An 18,389-nucleotide genomic window follows, 5' to 3' on the forward strand; every position below is an offset into this window, starting at 1 on the left:
AACCCGGAAGCTAAGCCTCACAGCGCCGATGGTACTGCAGGGGGGACCCTGTGGGAGAGTAGGACGCCGCCGAACAATCATTCCAAAAAGACCCACTCCCGATCGGGAGTGGGTCTTTTTGCGTTTCCGGTGATTTTCCGGAGAGGCTCAGTTGTCGTCCTCGCTGTCCTGGCCGTCCGGGGCCTGCGGGTTCACCTGGGCGTTCGCCGACGGTTGGGCTTGTGCCGGCGCCTGGGTTGGTGCCTGAGCCGGGGCCTGAGCTTGGGCCGGCGCTTGTGCCTGGGCCGGGGCCTGGGTGGGCGCCGCGGGCGCGGACGGCGCGGCCGTACCCCACTTAGGCCGGCTGAGCCACTTGCCGGCGCTGTTGGTGAGCCGGGCGACCCCGGTACCGTCCGGCTGCATGCTGTAGAGGTCGGCGGTCGCGCCTGCGGGGGCCTGGGCGAAGACGATCGACCGGCCGTCGGGTGCGTAGGAGGCGGCGCCGTAGTAGGCGTCGGAAGGGGCGGGAGTGAGGGCGGCGATGGCGCTCCCGTCGGGGTGGACGGTGTAGATGCCGCCGCCGGGCGCGTTCTCGGGGCCGGCCGGGTAGGTGGTGAAGAGGATCTGGCTGCCGTCCGGGGACCAGCTCGCGCGGTCGCCGGCGCGGAGCTCCCAGGGGGTGAGCTGACGCAGGCCCGTCCCGTCGGTGTTGACGACGTACACGGCCCGGGAGTTGGCGGGCTGTCCGCTCGCGCCGGTGCGGTACTCGAAGGCGAGGCGCTTGCCGTCGGGGGACCAGCTGGGGTTCCCGACCTCGCCGGAGTACGGCTTGTCGTTGGTGAGGAAGGTGAGGCGCTGGACGTTGGTGCCGTCCGGGGCCATCAGGTAGAGGTCGGAGTACTGGATCTGGGTGGTGTTGTTGCCGGCCGGGTTGACGGCGCCCCAGGAGCGGCTGAACGCGAGCTGCGTGCCGTCGGGGGAGTAGGCGGGGGCGCGTTCGTCCTCGTTGCTGCAGTCGGCGGTGCCGTTCTCGCAGAGCTGGCCGATCTGGTGCTCGCCGTCGCCGCTCGCGGCGACCGTCCAGAGCCGGGCGGTGCCCGTCTGCGGGTCGGTGCGGTCGAAGGTGATGGTGCTGCCGTCGGGGGACCAGTCGGGACGGTCGTCGCGGGCGCGGGCGGGCGGCTGGGTGACCTGGTGTTCGCCGCTCCCGTCGGGGCCGACGGTGACGATGGCGCTGGTGGTGCGGCCGGGGTCGACGAACGCCCGGCCGGCGATCAGGCCGTTGTGCGCCGCCACCGCGGCGGCGCCGGTGGCACCGGCCGCGGCGCCGACGACGCCGGGGGTGGGGGAGGCGGTCGTCGGCTCGGGCGTGGCGGTGGGGCTCTCGGGCCGGATCTCGGAGAGCGGGATCTCGCCGGGCTCGGCTCCGCAGCCGGCGAGCAGGGTGCCCAGCAGCAGAAGGCCCGCACCGGCGCTTGCGCGGGTGCGGGCCCTGGTCGTGGCTGACTGCCCTGTGCCGGTCATCCGCGTCATCTCCGTCTCCGGCCTCGCGGCCGCTCCGACTCTCGCTCCGTCGCCGATTCAGGACGAAGGCCCCCGAACGGGTCTGTCACTGTGTCAGACGGGAGGTGTCGGCGGCCGGGCGACACGCGTCGGAGCGCGTTCGCTCGGCCACACGGAGTAATGGCGGAGTGGGGGCGGCAGGCAGGGGAGGCGACGGACCCGGGCGGTGAAGGGCCGGGACCGGTCGGCGGGCTCAGCCCTTGGCGGCGCGGCGCTCGGCCTTGGCGAGGGCCTCCGCCTCGTCCTCGGCCTCGGCGACCTCCAGGGTGGGCGCGGTGCCGCCCAGCTGGGCCGGCAGCCACCAGGTGTCGTTCGGGCCGGAGGGCTTGCCGGGGTACTCGCGCTGGGCGCGGTCGAGCATCTCGCTCATCGCGGCGCGCAGTCTCCGGGTGACCATGACCGGCTTGTCGCCGGCGGTGAGGTGGATCGGCTCGCCGATCATGATGGTGACGGGGACGTGCCGCTTGGTCAGGGTCTTCGGGCGGCCCTTGGTCCAGAGCTGCTGGGTGCCCCACAGGACGACGGGCAGCAGCGGGGTGCCGGAGTCGGCGGCCATGCGGGCGGCGCCGGTCTTGAACTTCTTCAGCATGAACGAGCGGCTGATGGTCGCCTCGGGGAACACCCCGACGACCTCACCGGCCTTGAGGGCGCGCACCGCGGCCTCGTACGCGGGCTGGCCGTCGGTCCGGTCGACCGGGATGTGCTTCATGCCGCGCATCAGCGGGCCGGAGACGCCGTGCTTGAAGACGTCGTCCTTGGCCATGAAGCGGGTCTTGCGCTTGCCGCCGCGGTAGGCGCCGAGGCCGGCGAAGAGGAAGTCGAGGTAGCTGATGTGGTTGCTGACCAGCACGGCTCCGCCCTTGGCGGGGATGTGCTCGGCACCCACGATCTTGATGCGCACGTCGAGCGCGCGGAAGGCGGTGAGTGCGGCGCCGATCACCGGCGGGTAGACGAACTCTGCCACGGTCAGTCCTGACTTCCACGGGCCGGGGCCCGGTACGGCGGGGACCCGCGCCGTTGCGCGGGGGCCGACCGGAGCACGGCACGCCGCGGCGGTCACGGGTGATACACGGAGATGATCCCCCGAACGAGTGCCTGCTGTCACCTGAGGCGTGCCGTCAAGCGGATATTCACCGTGTGATATCGGTGATGAATCAAGGTGGGAACTTTTCCCGGTCGGGTCAGGCCACGACGTCGGGGCGGCCCTGGGCACGGCGGATCAGCAGGTACATCTCGCAGCCGAGGCAGTAGCCGAACGCGGCGTTGAGGAAGGTCGCGGCCAGGGCGAACGCGGTGGTGAGCAGGCCGAGCCAGGGGACGGCGCTGAGGAAGCCGAGGCTGCCGACGGCGGCGAAGACCAGGCCCACGCCCTGGGCGAAGCGCGGCGGGCGCTCGTCCTCGGTCGCGGTGGGCGGCGCCAGGTGGGGGCGGACGAAGGTGCGGTAGAGCCAGCCGTAGGGGGAGAGACGCAGGCCGCCGAACGCGGGGAGTGCGAAGACGGCGGCCTGGAGGGCGAGGAGCGAGCCGCTGCCGGTGATCAGCACGGCGGCGAGGACGATCGCGCTGAGCGCGGCGGAGAAGCGGGGGCCGCGGGGGTCTATCTGCACAGGGGCTCCGGGAGGGTCGCGACGGGCGGCGGCGGGGGGCGCGTGCGGGCGGCGCGTCAGCGACGGTGACAGCGGGAGGCGGTGGCCCGGCCCAGGGCGACGTGGCGGCGGGAGGTCGGTATCGGCGGCTGCGAAGGGCGGTCGGAATCCACTCGCCGATGCTACGCGGGCCGAGCGTCGGCGGGCGACCTGTCTATGACAATCCGCTTTTGGGATGAGCATGAGACTGCCGCAGACTGGGGGCGGGCGGGTCCTTTGGCTGTGCGTCACCGGGTTGCCGGTGGCGGCGGTGGGGCGCGAGCTGCTGCTGGTGAAGGTGCGACGGGAGGTCGAAGGTGTCTACCGAGAACGGGACGGTCCGGCTGTCGGAGGCGGAGCTGGGCGGGGCGCTGGGGGAGCGGGCAACGCTCGTCCAGTTCTCGACGGCGTTCTGCCAGCCCTGCCGGGCGACCCGGCGGGTGCTCGCGGAGGTGGCCGGCATGGTCGACGGCGTCGCGCACGTCGAGGTGGACGCGGAGGAACGGCTGGAGCTGGTGCGCCGGCTGGAGATCCTGCGGACGCCGACCGTGCTCGTCCTGGACGCCGGTGGGCGCGTGGTGCGACGGGCAGCCGGGATGCCGCGCAAGGCTGACGTGATCGCGGCGCTCGGGCGGGCGGTCTGAGCACGTGACGGCGAACAGATGACAGATGACGAAATCTGTTATCTGTCATCTGTTTGCCGTCGTCGGTTCGTCGTCGGCGCCGGGAATCCCGCCGCGGATGTGCCGCCCCGTCGGGTGGTGTCGGGGGTGGGCTGGGGCAGGATGGGCGCAGGCGGTGGTGCAGCCCTCCCGGCGTAAGCTACTGGCCAGTAGTGACCACTGGGCTACCGGCGAGTATGCTGCCAGGAAGTTCCGGACCGGCACGGGAAATCCGCTGCCCGGAGCAGGTGCGAACCATGTTCGCACCGGCTTGCACAGCCGCAGCCGCCGGACGAGACCAGTACAGGAGACAGGCCGTGAGCTTGAGGATCGTTGTCTGTGTGAAGCACGTGCCGGACGCGACGGGTGACCGTCGTTTCGCGGACGACCACACCACCGACCGGGAGGGCGTGGACGGCCTCCTGTCGGAGCTGGACGAGTACGGCGTGGAGCAGGCGCTGCGGATCGCGGAGGCGAACGAGGGCGCCGAGGTGACCGTGCTGACGGTGGGGCCGGACGACGCGAAGGACGCGCTGCGCAAGGCGCTGTCGATGGGTGCGGACAAGGCCGTGCACGTGAACGACGACGACATCCACGGTTCGGACGTGATCGGGACGTCGGCGGTCCTGGCGAAGGCGCTGGAGAAGACCGGGTTCGACCTGGTGATCGGTGGCATGGCGTCGACGGACGGTTCGATGGGTGTGCTGCCGGCGCTGCTGGCGGAGCGTCTGGGTGTGCCGCAGGTGACGTTGCTGTCGGAGGTGTCGGTCGAGGGCGGCGTGGTGCGGGGCCGTCGTGACGGTGACGCGGCGACGGAGCTGGTCGAGGCGTCGCTGCCGGCGGTCGTGTCGGTGACGGACCAGTCGGGCGAGGCCCGGTACCCGTCGTTCAAGGGCATCATGGCGGCGAAGAAGAAGCCGGTGCAGTCGCTGGACCTGGACGACCTGGGCATCGAGGCGGACGAGGTCGGTCTGGCGGGCGCGTGGACGGCGGTCGACTCGGTGGTGGCGCGTCCGGCGCGCACCGTGGGCACGGTCGTCAAGGACGAGGGCGAGGGCGGCAAGCAGCTCGCCGCCTTCCTCGCCGACCAGAAGTTCATCTAATCCCACCCGCTCGCGCATCCAACGATCGATCAGGAGCAACGAATCATGGCTGAGATCCTGGTTCTGGTGGACCACGCCGACGGTGTGGTCCGCAAGCCGGCCCTGGAGCTGCTGACCCTGGCCCGCCGCATCGGCGAGCCGTCGGCGGTCGTCCTCGGTGCCGGTGGTGCCGCGGCCGACATCGCCGCCAAGGCCGCCGAGTTCGGCGCCGCGAAGGTGTACGTCGCCGACGGCGCCGAGTTCGCCGACCAGCTGGTCGTCCCCAAGGTGGACGCCCTGGCCCAGATCGCCAAGACCGTGTCGCCCGCCGCGGTGCTGGTCACGTCCTCCGGCGAGGGCAAGGAGATCGCCGCCCGCGTCGCCCTGCGGATCGGCTCCGGCATCATCACCGACGCCGTCGACCTGGAGGCCGGCGACGGCGCTCCGGTCGCCACCCAGTCGGTGTTCGCCGCGTCCTTCCAGGTGAAGTCCACGGTCACCAAGGGCGCGCCGGTCATCACCGTCAAGCCGAACGCCGTCGCCCCGGAGGCCGCCCCGGCCGCCGGTGCCGTCGAGAACGTGTCGGTGGAGTTCACCGGCAACGCCGCCAAGGTCGTCTCGCGCACCCCGCGCGTGTCCACCGGCCGCCCGGAGCTGACCGAGGCCGCCATCGTGGTCTCCGGCGGCCGCGGCGTCGGTGCTGCCGAGGGCTTCGGCGTCGTCGAGGAGCTCGCCGACTCGCTCGGCGCGGCCGTCGGCGCCTCCCGCGCCGCCGTCGACGCCGGCTGGTACCCGCACACCAACCAGGTCGGCCAGACCGGCAAGCAGGTCTCGCCGCAGCTGTACATCGCGGCGGGCATCTCCGGCGCGATCCAGCACCGGGCCGGCATGCAGACCTCGAAGACCATCGTGGCCGTCAACAAGGACCCCGAGGCCCCGATCTTCGAGCTGGTCGACTACGGCGTCGTCGGCGACCTGTTCGCCGTCCTGCCGCAGCTCACCGCCGAGGTGAAGGCCCGCAAGGGCTGATCCGCCCCGCGGGGACGGAGGGCGTGGTGCCGGGTGCTCGGTGCCGCGCCCTCCGGCGTTCCCGGGCCGCCCCGCTGTTCACGGGCCGCTGGTCCCGTCCTGCTGGTCCCGGGCCGCTGTTCCCGTCCCGTTGTTCCCGGGCGTTCGCGGCGGGCCCGTAGAGTCGGCGCGACACCTGTGGAGAGGCGAGGACGGACGCATGGCACTGCTGACGGCACTTCAGGGCGGCTTCGGGGACTCCGCCGACGCGCTGCGGATCGACGGGCGCGCGTTCTCGCGGGAGGACCTGCTGGGCGCGGCGACCGCCGTGGCCGACCGGGTCGCCGGTGCCCCCGCGCTCGCGGTGCTGGCGCGGCCGAGCGTCGAGACCGTCACCGCCGTGGTCGGCGGCCTGTTGGCGGGCGTGCCCGTGGTGCCGCTGCCGCCCGACTCCGGGCCGAAGGAGCGCGAGCACATCCTGCGCGACTCGGGGGCCGCGCTGCTGGCGCACGCCATCGGGGACAGCGCGGTCGAGGACATCGTGGTGGGCGCCGCGGCGGCGGGCGCGGTGGGCGGCGTCGAGGCGCTGCCGGTCGATCCGGCGGCGCGTTCCGCGACGACCTACGCCGAGCCGGCCGGGGATGCCGCCGGGTTCGTCCTCTACACCTCCGGTACCACGGGCGCGCCGAAGGGCGCGGTGATCCGCCGCGAGGCCGTCGCCGCCGACCTGGACGCGCTCGCCGCCGCCTGGCAGTGGACCGCCGGGGACACGCTCGTCCACGGCCTGCCGCTCTTCCACGTCCACGGCCTGGTGCTCGGCGTGCTCGGCGCCCTGCGCACCGGCAGCCGCCTCGTCCACACCGGCCGGCCCACTCCCGCCGGGTACGCGGCCGCCGGTGGCAGCCTGTACTTCGGCGTGCCGACCGTCTGGTCCCGGCTGGCGGCGGACCCGGAGGCCGCGTCCGCCCTCGCCGGCGCCCGGCTGCTGGTCTCGGGCAGCGCGCCGCTGCCCGTCCCGGTGTTCGAGAGGCTCGCGGAGCTGACCGGCCACGCGCCCATCGAGCGCTACGGGATGACGGAGTCGCTGATCACCGTCAGCACCCGGGCCGACGGCGAGCGTCGGCCCGGCAGCGTCGGTCTGCCGCTGGACGGCGTCCGCACCCGGCTGGTCGGCGAGGACGGCGCGCCCGTGCCGTCCGACGGGGAGACCGTCGGCGAGCTGCAGGTCGTCGGACCGACCCTCTTCTCCGGCTACCTCAACCGGCCGGACGCCGATGCCGAGGCGTGGACCGCGGACGGCTGGTTCCGCACCGGCGACGTCGCGGTGATCGGCCCGGACGGCTTCCACCGGATCGTCGGCCGCGCCTCGGTGGACCTGATCAAGAGCGGCGGCTACCGGATCGGCGCCGGCGAGGTGGAGGCCGCGCTGCGCGACCACCCGGCCGTCGCCGACGCGGCGGTGGTCGGCGCGCCGGACGAGGACCTCGGGCAGGCCGTCGTCGCGTACGTCATCGCGGACGGTCCGGTGACGGGGGACCAGCTGACGGCGTTCGTGGCCGAGCGGCTGTCCGTGCACAAGCGCCCGCGGCGGGTCGTCCTGGTGCCCGAACTCCCAAGGAACGCCATGGGAAAGGTGCTCAAGAAGCAGCTGCTGGCGGAGTCCGGCGAGCGGTGATGAGGGGGCGTCGGGAACCGCTCCGGTGACGGGGGCTCACCCTGATGCCCCGTTCGGCGCTTACCCTTCGTGACCCTTCCTTTGGCTCACTCCACTGCGCGCCGGGTGCGGACGCGTGCCTAACGTGACACGCGACAGGACCGAATCGTCCGGTCCGTCCCCTTTGGGGCCGGTTCGACGGCTCGGATCACTCCGCGTTTCCGCAGCAGTGAAGGAAGTCAGCAGGATGACCACCGTCAACACCGGCGCACCGGATGCCTCCGACGAGCCGACCCGGCAGCACGCCACCACCCCCACCGCCGACCGCAGGGCCGCGGCCCGTCCCTCCCGGGCCGGGCGGGTGCGCCGCGGGATAGGCATGGTGGCCGTGATCGTCGCCGGCGCGGGTGTGATCGGCCTCGGCACCGGCGTGACCCCCGCGTCCGCCGAGTCGGCGCCGGCCCACGCCGGCTGGGACGGGTCGCGGTACTGGTTCAAGAACAGCAAGGGCGAGTGGCGCTGGACGACGCACTACAGCGTCTACAAGGCGCGCACCGGGGGCGGCTCGACGGCCAAGACGTCGTCCTCGACTTCCGGCGCGAAGTCCAACGGGGGGATCAAGCAGGGCTGGGACGGGTCGCGGTACTGGTTCAAGAACAGCAAGGGCGAGTGGCGCTGGACCACCCACTACGACATCTACCTCAACCGCACGGGAGGAGGGGGCTCGTCCTCGTCGTCCTCCTCCAGCGCGGCGCCGCCCGCGGCGGACCGGAACGTCGAGACGGCGATCCAGTTCGCGCTCGCGCAGCTCGGCAAGCCCTTCGAGATCGCGGGCAACGGGCCGGACGGCTACGACTGCTCCGGCCTGGTGCAGCAGGCGTTCCGGCGCGGCGGCATCGACCTGCCGCGGGTGGCCAACGACCAGTACGAGGCGACCACGCCGATCAACGCGGGCCAGCTGCGCCGCGGCGACCTGCTGTTCTGGTCGCCCGACGGCACGAGGCGGGGCATCCAGCACGTGGCGATCTACCTGGGCAACAACCAGTACGTCGAGGCGGCCCGGCCGGGGACCAACATCCGGATCTCGGGCATCAGCAGCGGCTACTACCCGGCCTACATGGGGCGTCCGTAGCCGTGTGAGCGGAGGGCGTTCGGACCTGTTCGGGCCCGAACGCCCTTTCCGTGTAAGGACATTGACCTCGGGAGGTGACGGGTCAGAGGTCCGTCGGGCGGGGGAGGGCCCCGCGGGCGCCGGTGGTGTCGACCACGGTGACGGCTCGGCTCGGCTCGGTGGCGGTGCGGGTCGGCGGCGGGTGTCGGGGGATCCGGTGCGAGGGCGGGGACGTGGAGGGCGTACGGTCGTGCGCGGGGGTGGTGCGCGTGGGGCGTGTGCCGTTGTGTGAGCGCCGTTGTATCGGCGCGCGAGCCGGCTTGATGGGGCGCGGCGGGGGCGGGCCGTAGGCGTGCGAAGCGCGCACGGAGGCCTGCGCGAACGGTCGGCGCCGTCCGCCGCCCGGGCTCCTGGCCTGGGCACATGCCGCTGTCACAGGGCAGGCCGGGGCGGCGCAGTGGAGGGCGCGGGAAGGTATGGGGAGCCGCGCGGCGGGGGTACCACCACGGGTGGCGCTGGTTCGACGACGGGGGCGCCGCCCGGTGCGAACGGCATCGGGGGAAGTCGAGGGGCAGGGGACGTTGTGATCGTCTGGGTCAATGGCACGTTCGGGGCGGGCAAGACCAGCGCCTGCCGCGAGTTGGTGGAACTGCTTCCCGGGAGCACGCTGTTCGACCCCGAGCTGGTGGGGGCCGGGCTGCGGGGGATGCTCCCGGCCGACCGGCTGTCGGCGGTGTCGGACTTCCAGGACCTGCCGGCCTGGCGCCGGCTCGTCCCCGAGGTGGCGGCCGCGCTGCTCGGCGAGGTGCCGGGCCCCCTGGTGGTCCCGATGACTCTGCTCAGAGAGGACTACCGGGACGAGATCTTCGGCGACCTGGCCTCGCACGGCATCGCGGTGCACCACGTCGTCCTGGATCCCGAAGAAACGATCCTGCGCGAGCGCATCGAGCAGCGCGACGCGTGCCCGGGCGACCCCGAGGCCAGCGACCGGGTCCGCCGGTGGGGCCTGGAGCACCTGCCGCGCTACCGCGCCGCCCGGCGCTGGCTGCTGCGCGACGCCCGCGCGCTCGACACCGGCGGGCTCACGCCGCGCGAGACCGCCGAACGGATCGCCGACCTCGTCCGCGACGGCGCCGCCCGCTGCCCGATCGTCCAGACGCCCGACCCGACCGAGGACACCGTCGCCTCCGCCGTCCTGTTCTTCGACGAGCAGGACCGCGTGCTCCTCGTCGATCCGGTCTACAAGCCCGACTGGGACTTCCCGGGCGGCGTCGTCGAACGCGGCGAGGCCCCCACCGACGCCGCCCTGCGCGAGACCGCCGAGGAACTCGGCCTGCGGCTCGACCCGGCCGCCCTGCGGCTGCTCGCCGTCGACTGGGAGCCGCGCACCGGGCCCCGCCGCGGCGGCCTGCGGCTCATGTACGACGGCGGGCTGCTGGACGCCACCGCCCGGCAGGGGCTCCTGCTCCAGCGGGAGGAACTGCGGAACTGCCGCTTCGTCACGCTGGACGAGGCCGCCGACCTGCTGCCGCCGAGCCGGTACCGGCGGCTGGCCGCGACGCTGGACGCCCGGCGCAGCGGGGAGCTGCGGTACCTGGAGGCGGGGCGGCGGGTCGCGGCGGGGCTGGCCAGGGCGGCGGACGCGGCGTAGGCGGTGCGCGGGGCCCGGTGCGAGGGCCCGGCGCGAGGGGTGAGGGGCGAGGGGTGGCGGAGCAGTGGGGCGCGGGGCGGCGGAGTGCCCCGGAACGGCGGAGCGGCTCCAAACGGTAGGGCGTGGGCGGTCGGCGGGCCGGGGTGGGAGCGGGCAGGATGGGCGCATGCCGTTCACGTTCAGCCACCCCGCCGCCGTCCTGCCCCTGCTGCGCGCCGCCGGGGAGCGCGGGCCGCTCGTGGCGTCGGCGCTGGTCGCCGGGTCGATGGCGCCCGACGTGCCGTTCTTCGCCGAGTCCCTGCTGCCCGGGGTGTACGGGCACGGCGGGTTGACGCACCGGTGGTGGGCGGTGCCGACGCTGGACGTGGCGGTCGCGGGCGCGCTGGTGGCGGGCTGGCACGGGCTTCTGCGTGGGCCGCTGGTGGCGCTGCTGCCCGAGCGGTGGGCGGGAGCGGCGGAGGCGCTGACGGTTCCGCGCGGTGGCGTGATGGCGGTGGCGCGCCGTGGCGGCCCGGAGGCGGCGGCACGAGCGGGGTGGTTCGCGGTGTCGGCGGCGGTCGGCGCGGCCACGCACGTGGGGTGGGACGCCTTCACCCACGAGGGGCGGTTGGGGGTGCGGCTGCTGCCGGTGCTCGACCGGGAGGTGGCCGGTGTGCCGCTCTACTCGGCTCTGCAGTACGGGAGTTCGGCCCTCGCGCTCGCGGCCGTGGGCGGCTGGGCGGTGCGCGCGGCGCGGGCCGTCGAGCCGGTGCGGCCCGCCGTCGCGCTCTCGCCGACGGGCCGGAGGGCCGCCGTCGTGGCGCTGGGCCTGGCGACGGCGGCCGGGGTGGCGCACCGGATCAGCCCGTTGCGCCGCGGGCTGATCCCGGAGTTCTGCTTCGGCGCCGGGGCCGGGCTCGCGGTGGGTGCGGCCGGTTACGCGGCGGCCGTCGCGGCCGTGGTGGTGGCCAGGGGCCGGCGACTGGGAGCAGCCGCCGGCCGGGCGGCGGGCGCGGTGCCCGGTGCGTCCCCGGGGGCACCGGGCGGCGTACCGGGCGGCGCATCGTCCGGTGGGTCGGCCGGTGGGTCGTCCGGTGTGTCCTCGGGGCGGCGCGTGCCCGCCGCGGGGGCGGGCACAACCTCCGTCAGGCGGAGCGCAGTTCGGCGTAGTGACGCAGGAACAGGGCCTCGCTGAGGGCCATCAGCTCCAGCTCCTTCGGGTCCACGCTCTCGTTGACCGCGTGGATCTGGGTGGTCGGCTCCTCCACGCCGATCAGCACGATCTCGGCCTGCGGGTACAGCGTGCGCAGCGTGTCGCAGAGCGGGATCGAACCGCCCTCGCCGGAGACGACCATCGGGGTGCCGAAGGCCTCGGCCATGGCCTTGCCCATCGCCTCGTAGGCCGGGCCGGTGGTGTCGGCGCTGAACGCCGCGCCGTTGCCCTGGCGCTCGACCGTCAGGTGCGCGCCGAGCGGCACGTGCGCCTCCAGGTGGGCGACCAGCAGGTCCTGGGCGGCGGCCGAGTCGGTGCCCGGCGGCACCCGCAGGCTCACGAGCGCCTTGGCGGCGGCCTGCACGGACGAGGTCGCGCCGATCACCGGCGGGGCGTCGATGCCGAGGACGGTGACGGACGGGCGGGCCCAGAGCCGGTCGGCGACGGAGCCGGTGCCGGTGAGGGCGACGCCGTCCAGCACCTTGGCGTCGGCGCGGAACTGCTCCTCCGGGTACTGGACGCCCTCCCAGGTCTGGCCGGTGGCCAGCCCGGCGACGGCGACGTCGCCGTTCTCGTCGTGCAGCGAGGCGAGCACCTTCACGAGGGACTGCAGCGCGTCCGGGGCGGCGCCGCCGAAGGCGCCGGAGTGCAGGTTGCCGGCGAGGGTGGTGAGGGAGACCTCGACGACCGTCATGCCGCGCAGCGACGCGGTGACGGTGGGCAGGCCGGGGGCGAAGTTGCCGGTGTCGCCGATGACGATGACGTCGGCGGTGAGGAGCTCCGGGTGCGCCTCGGCGTACTGCTGGAGGCCGCCGGTGCCCTGCTCCTCCGAGCCCTCGACGATGATCTTCAGGCCGACCGGGTACGCGTCTCCGTACACCTGGCGCAGGGCGCGCAGGGCGGTCAGGTGCATCAGGATGTTGCCCTTGCAGTCGGCCGCGCCGCGGCCGTACCAGCGGCCGTCACGCTCGGTCAGTTCGAAGGCGGGGCTCAGCCAGGCGTCCTCGTCGAGCGGCGGCTGGACGTCGTAGTGCGAGTACAGCAGGACCGTCGGCGCGCCCTCGGGGCCGGGGAGCTCGGCGTAGACGGATTGGGTGCCGTCCGGGGTGTCGATCAGCTGCACGTTGGTCAGGCCCTCGGCGGCGAACGCCTCGGCGGTCCAGCGCGCGGCCTTCTCGCACTCCTCGACCGGGAACTGGCGCGGGTCGGCGACCGACGGGAAGGCGACCAGCTCGGCGAGGTCGGTGCGGGCGCGGTCCATCAGGGACCGGACGGCGTCGGCCAGGGGCTGTGACATCGGGGCTGCTCCGGGGACGGGGCCGCCCGAGGGATGGTCCGGGCGGGTACGGGCGGTTGGGGTACCGCCGATCATAGGCGGAGCAGCGGGCGGGGGTGGGCGGGTGAGGGTGCGGTGCGGGTGCGGCGGTGTGGTGCGCCGGTGTGGTGCGGGGTGGTCGCCGTGGTGTGGTGCGGCTCGGCAGGGACCGGTGCGGACGCATAGGATTGCTCGACGTGACTGACTCCGGAAGCTCCGATTCCCGCAGCCCGCTCGACGCCGAGGCGTCCGAACTGCCGACGGCGTCCGAGGCGTCGGAAGCGTCCGAGGCGCCCGAGAGACTCGTCCGGCCTTCCGACGGTCCGTCGGATCCGGGGCCCGACACGCTCGACTCGGGTGACGCAGCCGACGTGGTCGACTCGCGTGACGCAGCCGACGCGCTCGACGTGGTCGACGGCGTCTGGGACGTCGTGGTGGTCGGCGCCGGACCGGCCGGGGCCTCGGCCGCGCACGCCGCCGCCGTCCAGGGCCGCCGGGTGCTGCTGCTCGACAAGGCCGAGCACCCCCGCTACAAGACCTGCGGCGGCGGGATCATCGGCCCCTCCCGGGACAGCCTGCCGCCGGACTTCCGGCTGCCGCTCCAGGACCGCGTGCACGCCGTCACCTTCGCCTACCGGGGGCAGTACACCCGGACGCAGCGTTCGAAGCGGATGCTGTTCGGCCTGGTCAACCGCGACGAGTTCGACCTGCGCCTGGTGCAGGCGGCCAAGCAGGCGGGCGCCGTGCTGGTCACCGGTGTGACCGTCACCGGCGTCGAACAGCGCGGCGGGGACCACCGCACGGCGCTGGTGACGGCCGCCGACGGGCGCCGGTTCGAGGCGCGCGCGGTGGTCGGCGCGGACGGCAGCGCCAGCCGGATCGGCCGGCACGTGGGCGTCACCTTCGACCAGATCGACCTGGGCCTGGAGGCGGAGATCCCGGTGCCGCCGCAGGTCGCCGCCGACTGGGCGGGCCGGATCCACCTCGACTGGGGCCCGCTGCCCGGCAGTTACGGCTGGGTCTTCCCGAAGACCGAGTCGAGCAGCCTGACCGTCGGCGTCATCTCGGCGCGCGGCGACGGGGAGGGGACGAAGCAGTACCTCGCCGACTACGTCCGACGGCTGGGCCTGTCCGGCTTCACGCCGAGCGTCGAGTCCGGCCACCTGACCCGCTGCCGGGCCGAGGACTCGCCGCTCTCGCGCGGCCGGGTGCTGGTCGCCGGGGACGCGGCCGGCCTGCTGGAGCCGTGGACCCGCGAGGGCATCTCGTACGCGCTGCGCTCGGGCCGGCTGGCCGGCGAGTGGGCGGTGAAGGTCGCCGAGGCGGGCGACGCGGCCGGGGTGCGGCGCGAGGCGCTCAACTACGCGTTCGCCATCAAGGCGGGCCTGGGGGTGGAGATGCGGGCGGGCAAGCAGCTGCTGGCGGCCTTCGAGCGCCGGCCGTACCTGTTCCACGCCGCGGTCTGCCTGGTGCCGGCCGCCTGGCGCGCCTTCGCCCGCACGACCCAGGGGCACACGACCTTCGCCCAGGTGCTGCGCCAGTACCGCGCGGCGCGCAGGCTGTCGGCGCTGGCCTCGCGGTAGTCCCGCAGGGCGTTGCTCCTGTAGGGCGGGAGGGCCGGCGTTCCTCGGAGGGGAGCGCCGGCCCTCAGCTCTGTTCCCGTGGGGAGGGGAGCGCGTCGAGCGTCCGGGCGATACCGGCGCGCAGCCGCTCGGCGGACGGTTCCTCCTCTCCTTGCTCGTTCACGGAGCGGAGAAAGGACTCGAGCACGGCATGGGACCGGCTCAGTTGGTCGGTGAGTTCGCGGTTCCGCTGCTGCGCGGCGATGAGCTCGTCCATCAGGGCGATCACGCGTTCCTGGGCCGCGATCAGCTGCTGTTGGACGGTCGCGAGGGCCTCGCCCGGTTCGGGCGCCGTGATGTTGATGCCGCCGTGGACCGTGCCGGAGATGACAACGCCGCCACCACTGCTGAACTGGCCCTCGGAGGGCGGATCCTGCTCGGCAGGAAGGCGCGTCGCGATGGCGATGGGCGGATCCTGTTCGGCCGGGAGGCGGGTGAGGGTAGCGCTGTGCGCAGCCCGCTCCCAGAGCTGTCGCGCGCCTGCGCGCCGGCGTGCGCGGAGCTCGGACTCGGGCACGGTCGTCGCCCTGAGGAGGTCGACGACGAAGTCCCAGTCACTCGCCAGATTGGTACCAGCGAGCCGGCGGGCGATCGTCGCCCGGCCGTGCGGCAGGCGCTGCGCGAGTTCGCTGATCGAGAGGCCGGCCTTGTCGACCCATGACCGCAGCTCCATTGCCAGCGCCCTGACTTCGGGCGACTCGCCCCGGATCGGGCCCCACGGGCGGCCGCGCCGTGTGACGTCCTGCGTTTCCTCGGCCATGGCCCGCCGTTCCCCCGATCCGTTCGCCGTCCTGTCTCGCAGTGTCTCGCGGTGTCTCGCCGTCTCGCATTGTCTCGTGATGGTCGAGCGACAATGCGCTGGGCGTGGTGCGCCGATGGCGGACCGCGTATCGTGGCTGGTTGAGCAACACGAACCCGCCCCGAGGGTCCAATCTGCAGGGCGGGGCCGTGGTCATCTCACCGCTCGAGGGGGTCGGTGCCGGACGGCAGTTCGGTGTCGATCCCCTTGACGCGCACGTACAGCTTCAGGAGATCGACCGCGATCCGGACCGTGAACCTTCCGGCGGGCGACTGCAGCCACGTTCCCGTGGCCTCGTACGCCCGACGCAGGTGCATCCCCGCCGTGCGGGCCTTGCCACGCAGGTCGCCGGGCGGCGACGAGCGCTTTCCCATGGTCCCTCCCCGGGAGGTTCGGCTCCGGGAAACCCGGGGCCGCGAGCCCGACCCTGTGCCGGGCCCGGTCAGGGTGGGGAGGGGTGACGCCGTCCCAGCGTAGCGTGCCGCGCCCGTCTTGTCTCTCGGGTGTCGTGAGACGTGCGTCATCTGATGGTGACTCAACTCGTTTGATTTGTGCCGGACATGGAAGTGCCGGGGCCTGGCGAGGCGGTTCCCTCGCGGCCCCGGCAGGTGCCGGCCCGGCTACTGGAGGCCGGTGTCGATCGCGGACATCAGGGTGCCGGTCGGGGTGTCGCCGGACATCTCCCAGATCATGCCGCCCAGGAGGTTCTTGGACTTGAGGTAGGCCGTCTTCCCGGCGATCGACCAGGCGTCGTCGAACGTCCACCACTGGCCGCCGGCGCCCGTGTAGCCGTAGGTCGCGACGGCCTGCGGGTCGTGGTGGACGGTCAGGTCCGGGACGCTGGTGATGAGGTTGCCGTACCCGCGGGTGCCGGCCTCCTCCGCGAACTGGCCCGGCGCCGCCCCGGTCGCGGACTGCCAGGCGCCGGACGCGCCGCCGTCGGCCACGCCCTGCCAGCCGCGGCCGTAGAACGGGAAGCCGATGGTGAGCTTGCGCGGGTTGACGCCGGCCCCGAGGTAGGCCTGGACCGCCGCGTCCACGCTGAAGTGGAACGGGTACGGGTCCTTGGGGTCGGCGTTGAGGTTGGCCTGGTGGCCGGTGCGGTTGGGCTCCCACGAGTTGTCGCTGCCGGAGCCGTGGAAGTCGTAGCCCTGGACGTTGGCGATGTCGAGGGAGTCGAAGATCTTCGTGAGGTCCCAGCCCGCGCCGATCTTCGCGGGGTCGGCCGGGGTGAAGGCGGTGAGCAGCCGGTGCGGGCCGCCCAGCGCGTCGAGCTGCTTGCGGAACTCGGCCAGCAGCAGGGTCAGGTTCGTCTTGTCGTCGGCGCTCCAGTGGTTGCCCGCGTGGCCGTCGCCGGAGCCGGGCCACTCCCAGTCGAGGTCGATGCCGTCGAAGATCCCGGCCGCCGTGCCGGGGCCGCCCGCGCCGTTGTAGGCGGGCAGGTTGCCCTTGATCCACACGTCGATGCAGGACCGGACGAACTTCTGCCGGGAGGCGTCGCTCGCGGCGACGTCCGAGAAGAACGTGGAGTACGTCCAGCCGCCGAGCGAGACGACCACCTTCAGGTTCGGGTACTTGGCCTTGAGCTTCTTCAACTGGTTGAAGTTGCCGCGGAGTTTGCCCCAGCCGTCGTCGGCGACGCCGTCCACCGACTGGTCGGCGCTCATCGGGCGGGCGTAGTCGGCGTCGGCGTCGCCCGCGCCCGTCCCCTGGCCGGGGTCCTGCGGGTTGGACGTGGTGCCCTTGGTGACGCCGGCCAGGCAGGTCAGGTTGGTCGGATCGATGTTCTCGAAGGCGTAGTTGACGACGTCGAGCTTGGCTGCGCTGCCGGAGGTGTCGAGGTTCTTGACGAAGTACTGGCGACCGTAGATGCCCCACTGGACGAAGTAGCCGACGCGGGCGTACTTTCCGGCACCGACCAGGTCGGAGGTGGTGACGGCGAGCGGTGCGGACGCGGGCGAGGAGACGTCGCCCGGATTGCGGGCCTTGACGGTGAACGTGTAGGTGGTGGACGGGGAGAGGCCGCCGACGGTGGCCGTGAGCGTGCTCCCGCCGACCGTCACCGCGAGGGTGCCCCCCTGGTAGACGTCGTACGCGGCGACGCGGACGCTGTCGGTCGAGGCGTTCCAGGCGAGCGTGACGTCGGACGAACTCACCGCGGTGGCGCGGAGGTTGGCAGGTGTCGTGGGCGGATTCGGGTCGGTCGACGGGTCGAAGGTGGCGGCGGTGACGGGCGCGCTCGGCCCGCTCGTGTTGCCGCGGGTGTCCTTGGCGCGGACGGTGAGCGTGTACGTGGTGGCCGGGGTGAGGCCCGTGACCACGGCACTGGTGGCGGTGCCGGAGCCGACGACGGTGGCGCCGTTCAGCACGTCGTACGAGGCGACCGGGAAGTCCCCGGCGGTCGCGGCCGGCCAGCCGAGCGTGAGCGTGTGCGCCGTCGACTCGGTGACCGACGGCGTACCGGGCGCGGACGGCGGGACATCGGCGCTGCCGTCGCACTTGTCGCCGTTGACACGACAGTTGAGGGGCGTGGCGACAGGGCCGCTGCCCACGAACCAGAAGCTGTACGGCTCGGTGGTGCCGTGCGCGGGGACGGTCGCGTTGTAGAACGCGTTGGTGGCCGTGACGTGCCGGCCGTTCACGGTGGCCGTGCCGTTGTAGGTGTTGCCGATGGTGACACCGGCCGGGAGGTCGAACTCCAGCGTCCAGCCGGTGACGGCGGCCGCGTTGTCGTTGTGGACGACGTACGTGCCCTGCCACCACGAGCCGTTGTCGGCGGTGGTGAAGACGGCGGTCAGCCTGCCCGTGGCCTGGGCCGGGGTGGCCAGCGCGGTGAGCGCGGCCAGGGGGAGGAGCAGGACGGAGAGCAGCGCGAGCAGCCTGCTGCGCACGCGTGGGCGCCCCGCCCGGGATCGAGCGGACATGGTTCTCCCTGTGTCTGTGGGGGTTGGACAGGGTGGAGTAGAACCGGTGCTGGTGATCCGTGTGCGATCGGTGCCCGCGCCGTGGGGGCGGGGCATGGGCACTGTAGGAGGACTGGACCAATGCGTCAACAGGTCTGAACCACTGGGGAGTTGGTTGGTGGACGGCGCCGCGGGTGGGGGCGGGCGGGTGGGGGTGGACCTC

Annotated in this window: 15 protein-coding genes and 1 rRNA gene; 9 read left to right on the plus strand and 7 right to left on the minus strand. The window is 73.5% G+C overall.

Going from position 1 to position 18,389, the window contains the following annotated elements; all coding sequences use genetic code 11:
* Positions 1-75, plus strand: a 5S ribosomal RNA gene (rrf, locus tag ACFVSN_RS38765); the annotation flags it as partial.
* Positions 76-147: 72 nt separating this feature from the next.
* On the opposite strand, the gene ACFVSN_RS38770 is transcribed toward rrf, so the two are convergent.
* The 3 genes from ACFVSN_RS38770 to ACFVSN_RS38780 form a co-directional block, all read right to left on the minus strand.
* Positions 148-1,503: a TolB family protein gene (locus tag ACFVSN_RS38770; protein WP_387958036.1), complete on the minus strand. Its 1,356-nt coding sequence runs from the start codon at positions 1,501-1,503 to the stop codon at positions 148-150.
* A gap of 232 nt (positions 1,504-1,735) precedes the next feature.
* Positions 1,736-2,506 (minus strand): lysophospholipid acyltransferase family protein, encoded by a 771-nt coding sequence (locus ACFVSN_RS38775; RefSeq protein WP_380449058.1) that lies wholly within the window; start codon positions 2,504-2,506, stop codon positions 1,736-1,738.
* Between the two features lie 217 nt (positions 2,507-2,723).
* Positions 2,724-3,149: a DUF4395 domain-containing protein gene (locus ACFVSN_RS38780; RefSeq protein ID WP_380449059.1), complete on the minus strand. Its 426-nt coding sequence runs from the start codon at positions 3,147-3,149 to the stop codon at positions 2,724-2,726.
* 335 nt (positions 3,150-3,484) lie between these two features.
* On the opposite strand from ACFVSN_RS38780, the gene ACFVSN_RS38785 reads away from it, so the two are divergent.
* The 7 genes from ACFVSN_RS38785 (at position 3,485) to ACFVSN_RS38815 (ending at position 11,509) form a co-directional block, all read left to right on the plus strand.
* A complete protein-coding gene (locus ACFVSN_RS38785; RefSeq protein ID WP_380449061.1) occupies positions 3,485-3,811 on the plus strand; it encodes a thioredoxin family protein in 327 nt (108 codons plus the stop codon).
* Positions 3,812-4,146: 335 nt separating this feature from the next.
* Positions 4,147-4,932: an electron transfer flavoprotein subunit beta/FixA family protein gene (locus ACFVSN_RS38790; protein ID WP_387958039.1), complete on the plus strand. Its 786-nt coding sequence runs from the start codon at positions 4,147-4,149 to the stop codon at positions 4,930-4,932.
* Positions 4,933-4,977: 45 nt separating this feature from the next.
* Positions 4,978-5,940: an electron transfer flavoprotein subunit alpha/FixB family protein gene (locus ACFVSN_RS38795; protein ID WP_380498554.1), complete on the plus strand. Its 963-nt coding sequence runs from the start codon at positions 4,978-4,980 to the stop codon at positions 5,938-5,940.
* A 199-nt stretch (positions 5,941-6,139) separates the two neighbouring features.
* Positions 6,140-7,594, plus strand: a complete 1,455-nt coding sequence (locus ACFVSN_RS38800) for an acyl-CoA synthetase (RefSeq protein WP_387958041.1) — start codon at positions 6,140-6,142, stop codon at positions 7,592-7,594.
* Between the two features lie 226 nt (positions 7,595-7,820).
* Positions 7,821-8,705: a C40 family peptidase gene (locus ACFVSN_RS38805; protein WP_380445644.1), complete on the plus strand. Its 885-nt coding sequence runs from the start codon at positions 7,821-7,823 to the stop codon at positions 8,703-8,705.
* Between the two features lie 562 nt (positions 8,706-9,267).
* A complete protein-coding gene (locus ACFVSN_RS38810) occupies positions 9,268-10,335 on the plus strand; it encodes an NUDIX domain-containing protein (protein WP_380445643.1) in 1,068 nt (355 codons plus the stop codon).
* 166 nt (positions 10,336-10,501) lie between these two features.
* Entirely contained in the window at positions 10,502-11,509 is a 1,008-nt protein-coding gene (locus tag ACFVSN_RS38815; RefSeq protein WP_387958044.1) for a DUF4184 family protein, read from the plus strand.
* Here ACFVSN_RS38815 and ACFVSN_RS38820 read toward each other — a convergent pair.
* Complete coding sequence (locus ACFVSN_RS38820) at positions 11,460-12,824, minus strand: dipeptidase (protein WP_380503624.1); 1,365 nt, start codon at positions 12,822-12,824, stop codon at positions 11,460-11,462. The genes ACFVSN_RS38815 and ACFVSN_RS38820 overlap by 50 nt on opposite strands.
* A 389-nt stretch (positions 12,825-13,213) precedes the next feature.
* Between ACFVSN_RS38820 and ACFVSN_RS38825 the strand changes: the two genes are divergently transcribed.
* Positions 13,214-14,425: a geranylgeranyl reductase family protein gene (locus ACFVSN_RS38825; RefSeq protein WP_387594302.1), complete on the plus strand. Its 1,212-nt coding sequence runs from the start codon at positions 13,214-13,216 to the stop codon at positions 14,423-14,425.
* Between the two features lie 64 nt (positions 14,426-14,489).
* On the opposite strand, the gene ACFVSN_RS38830 is transcribed toward ACFVSN_RS38825, so the two are convergent.
* From ACFVSN_RS38830 to ACFVSN_RS38840, 3 genes are all read right to left on the minus strand, one after another.
* Entirely contained in the window at positions 14,490-15,224 is a 735-nt protein-coding gene (locus ACFVSN_RS38830; RefSeq protein WP_380445640.1) for a hypothetical protein, read from the minus strand.
* A 197-nt stretch (positions 15,225-15,421) separates the two neighbouring features.
* Entirely contained in the window at positions 15,422-15,637 is a 216-nt protein-coding gene (locus ACFVSN_RS38835) for a hypothetical protein (RefSeq protein WP_380445638.1), read from the minus strand.
* A 246-nt stretch (positions 15,638-15,883) separates the two neighbouring features.
* A complete protein-coding gene (locus ACFVSN_RS38840) occupies positions 15,884-18,187 on the minus strand; it encodes a glycosyl hydrolase family 18 protein (RefSeq protein ID WP_387958047.1) in 2,304 nt (767 codons plus the stop codon).
* Between the last annotated feature and the right edge of the window lie 202 nt (positions 18,188-18,389).

Origin of the sequence: Kitasatospora sp. NPDC057904 (assembly GCF_042887925.1) — a bacterium.
Taxonomy (GTDB): Bacteria; Actinomycetota; Actinomycetes; order Streptomycetales; family Streptomycetaceae; genus Kitasatospora.

Coding starts and splice junctions, on each gene's coding strand:
- ACFVSN_RS38770 (WP_387958036.1), bottom strand. CDS start 1,503: ATGACCGGCACAGGGCAGTCAGCCACGACCAGGGCCCGCACCCGCGCA.
- ACFVSN_RS38795 (WP_380498554.1), top strand. CDS start 4,978: ATGGCTGAGATCCTGGTTCTGGTGGACCACGCCGACGGTGTGGTCCGC.
- ACFVSN_RS38800 (WP_387958041.1), top strand. CDS start 6,140: ATGGCACTGCTGACGGCACTTCAGGGCGGCTTCGGGGACTCCGCCGAC.
- ACFVSN_RS38805 (WP_380445644.1), top strand. CDS start 7,821: ATGACCACCGTCAACACCGGCGCACCGGATGCCTCCGACGAGCCGACC.
- ACFVSN_RS38815 (WP_387958044.1), top strand. CDS start 10,502: ATGCCGTTCACGTTCAGCCACCCCGCCGCCGTCCTGCCCCTGCTGCGC.
- ACFVSN_RS38820 (WP_380503624.1), bottom strand. CDS start 12,824: ATGTCACAGCCCCTGGCCGACGCCGTCCGGTCCCTGATGGACCGCGCC.
- ACFVSN_RS38830 (WP_380445640.1), bottom strand. CDS start 15,224: ATGGCCGAGGAAACGCAGGACGTCACACGGCGCGGCCGCCCGTGGGGC.
- ACFVSN_RS38835 (WP_380445638.1), bottom strand. CDS start 15,637: ATGGGAAAGCGCTCGTCGCCGCCCGGCGACCTGCGTGGCAAGGCCCGC.
- ACFVSN_RS38840 (WP_387958047.1), bottom strand. CDS start 18,187: ATGTCCGCTCGATCCCGGGCGGGGCGCCCACGCGTGCGCAGCAGGCTG.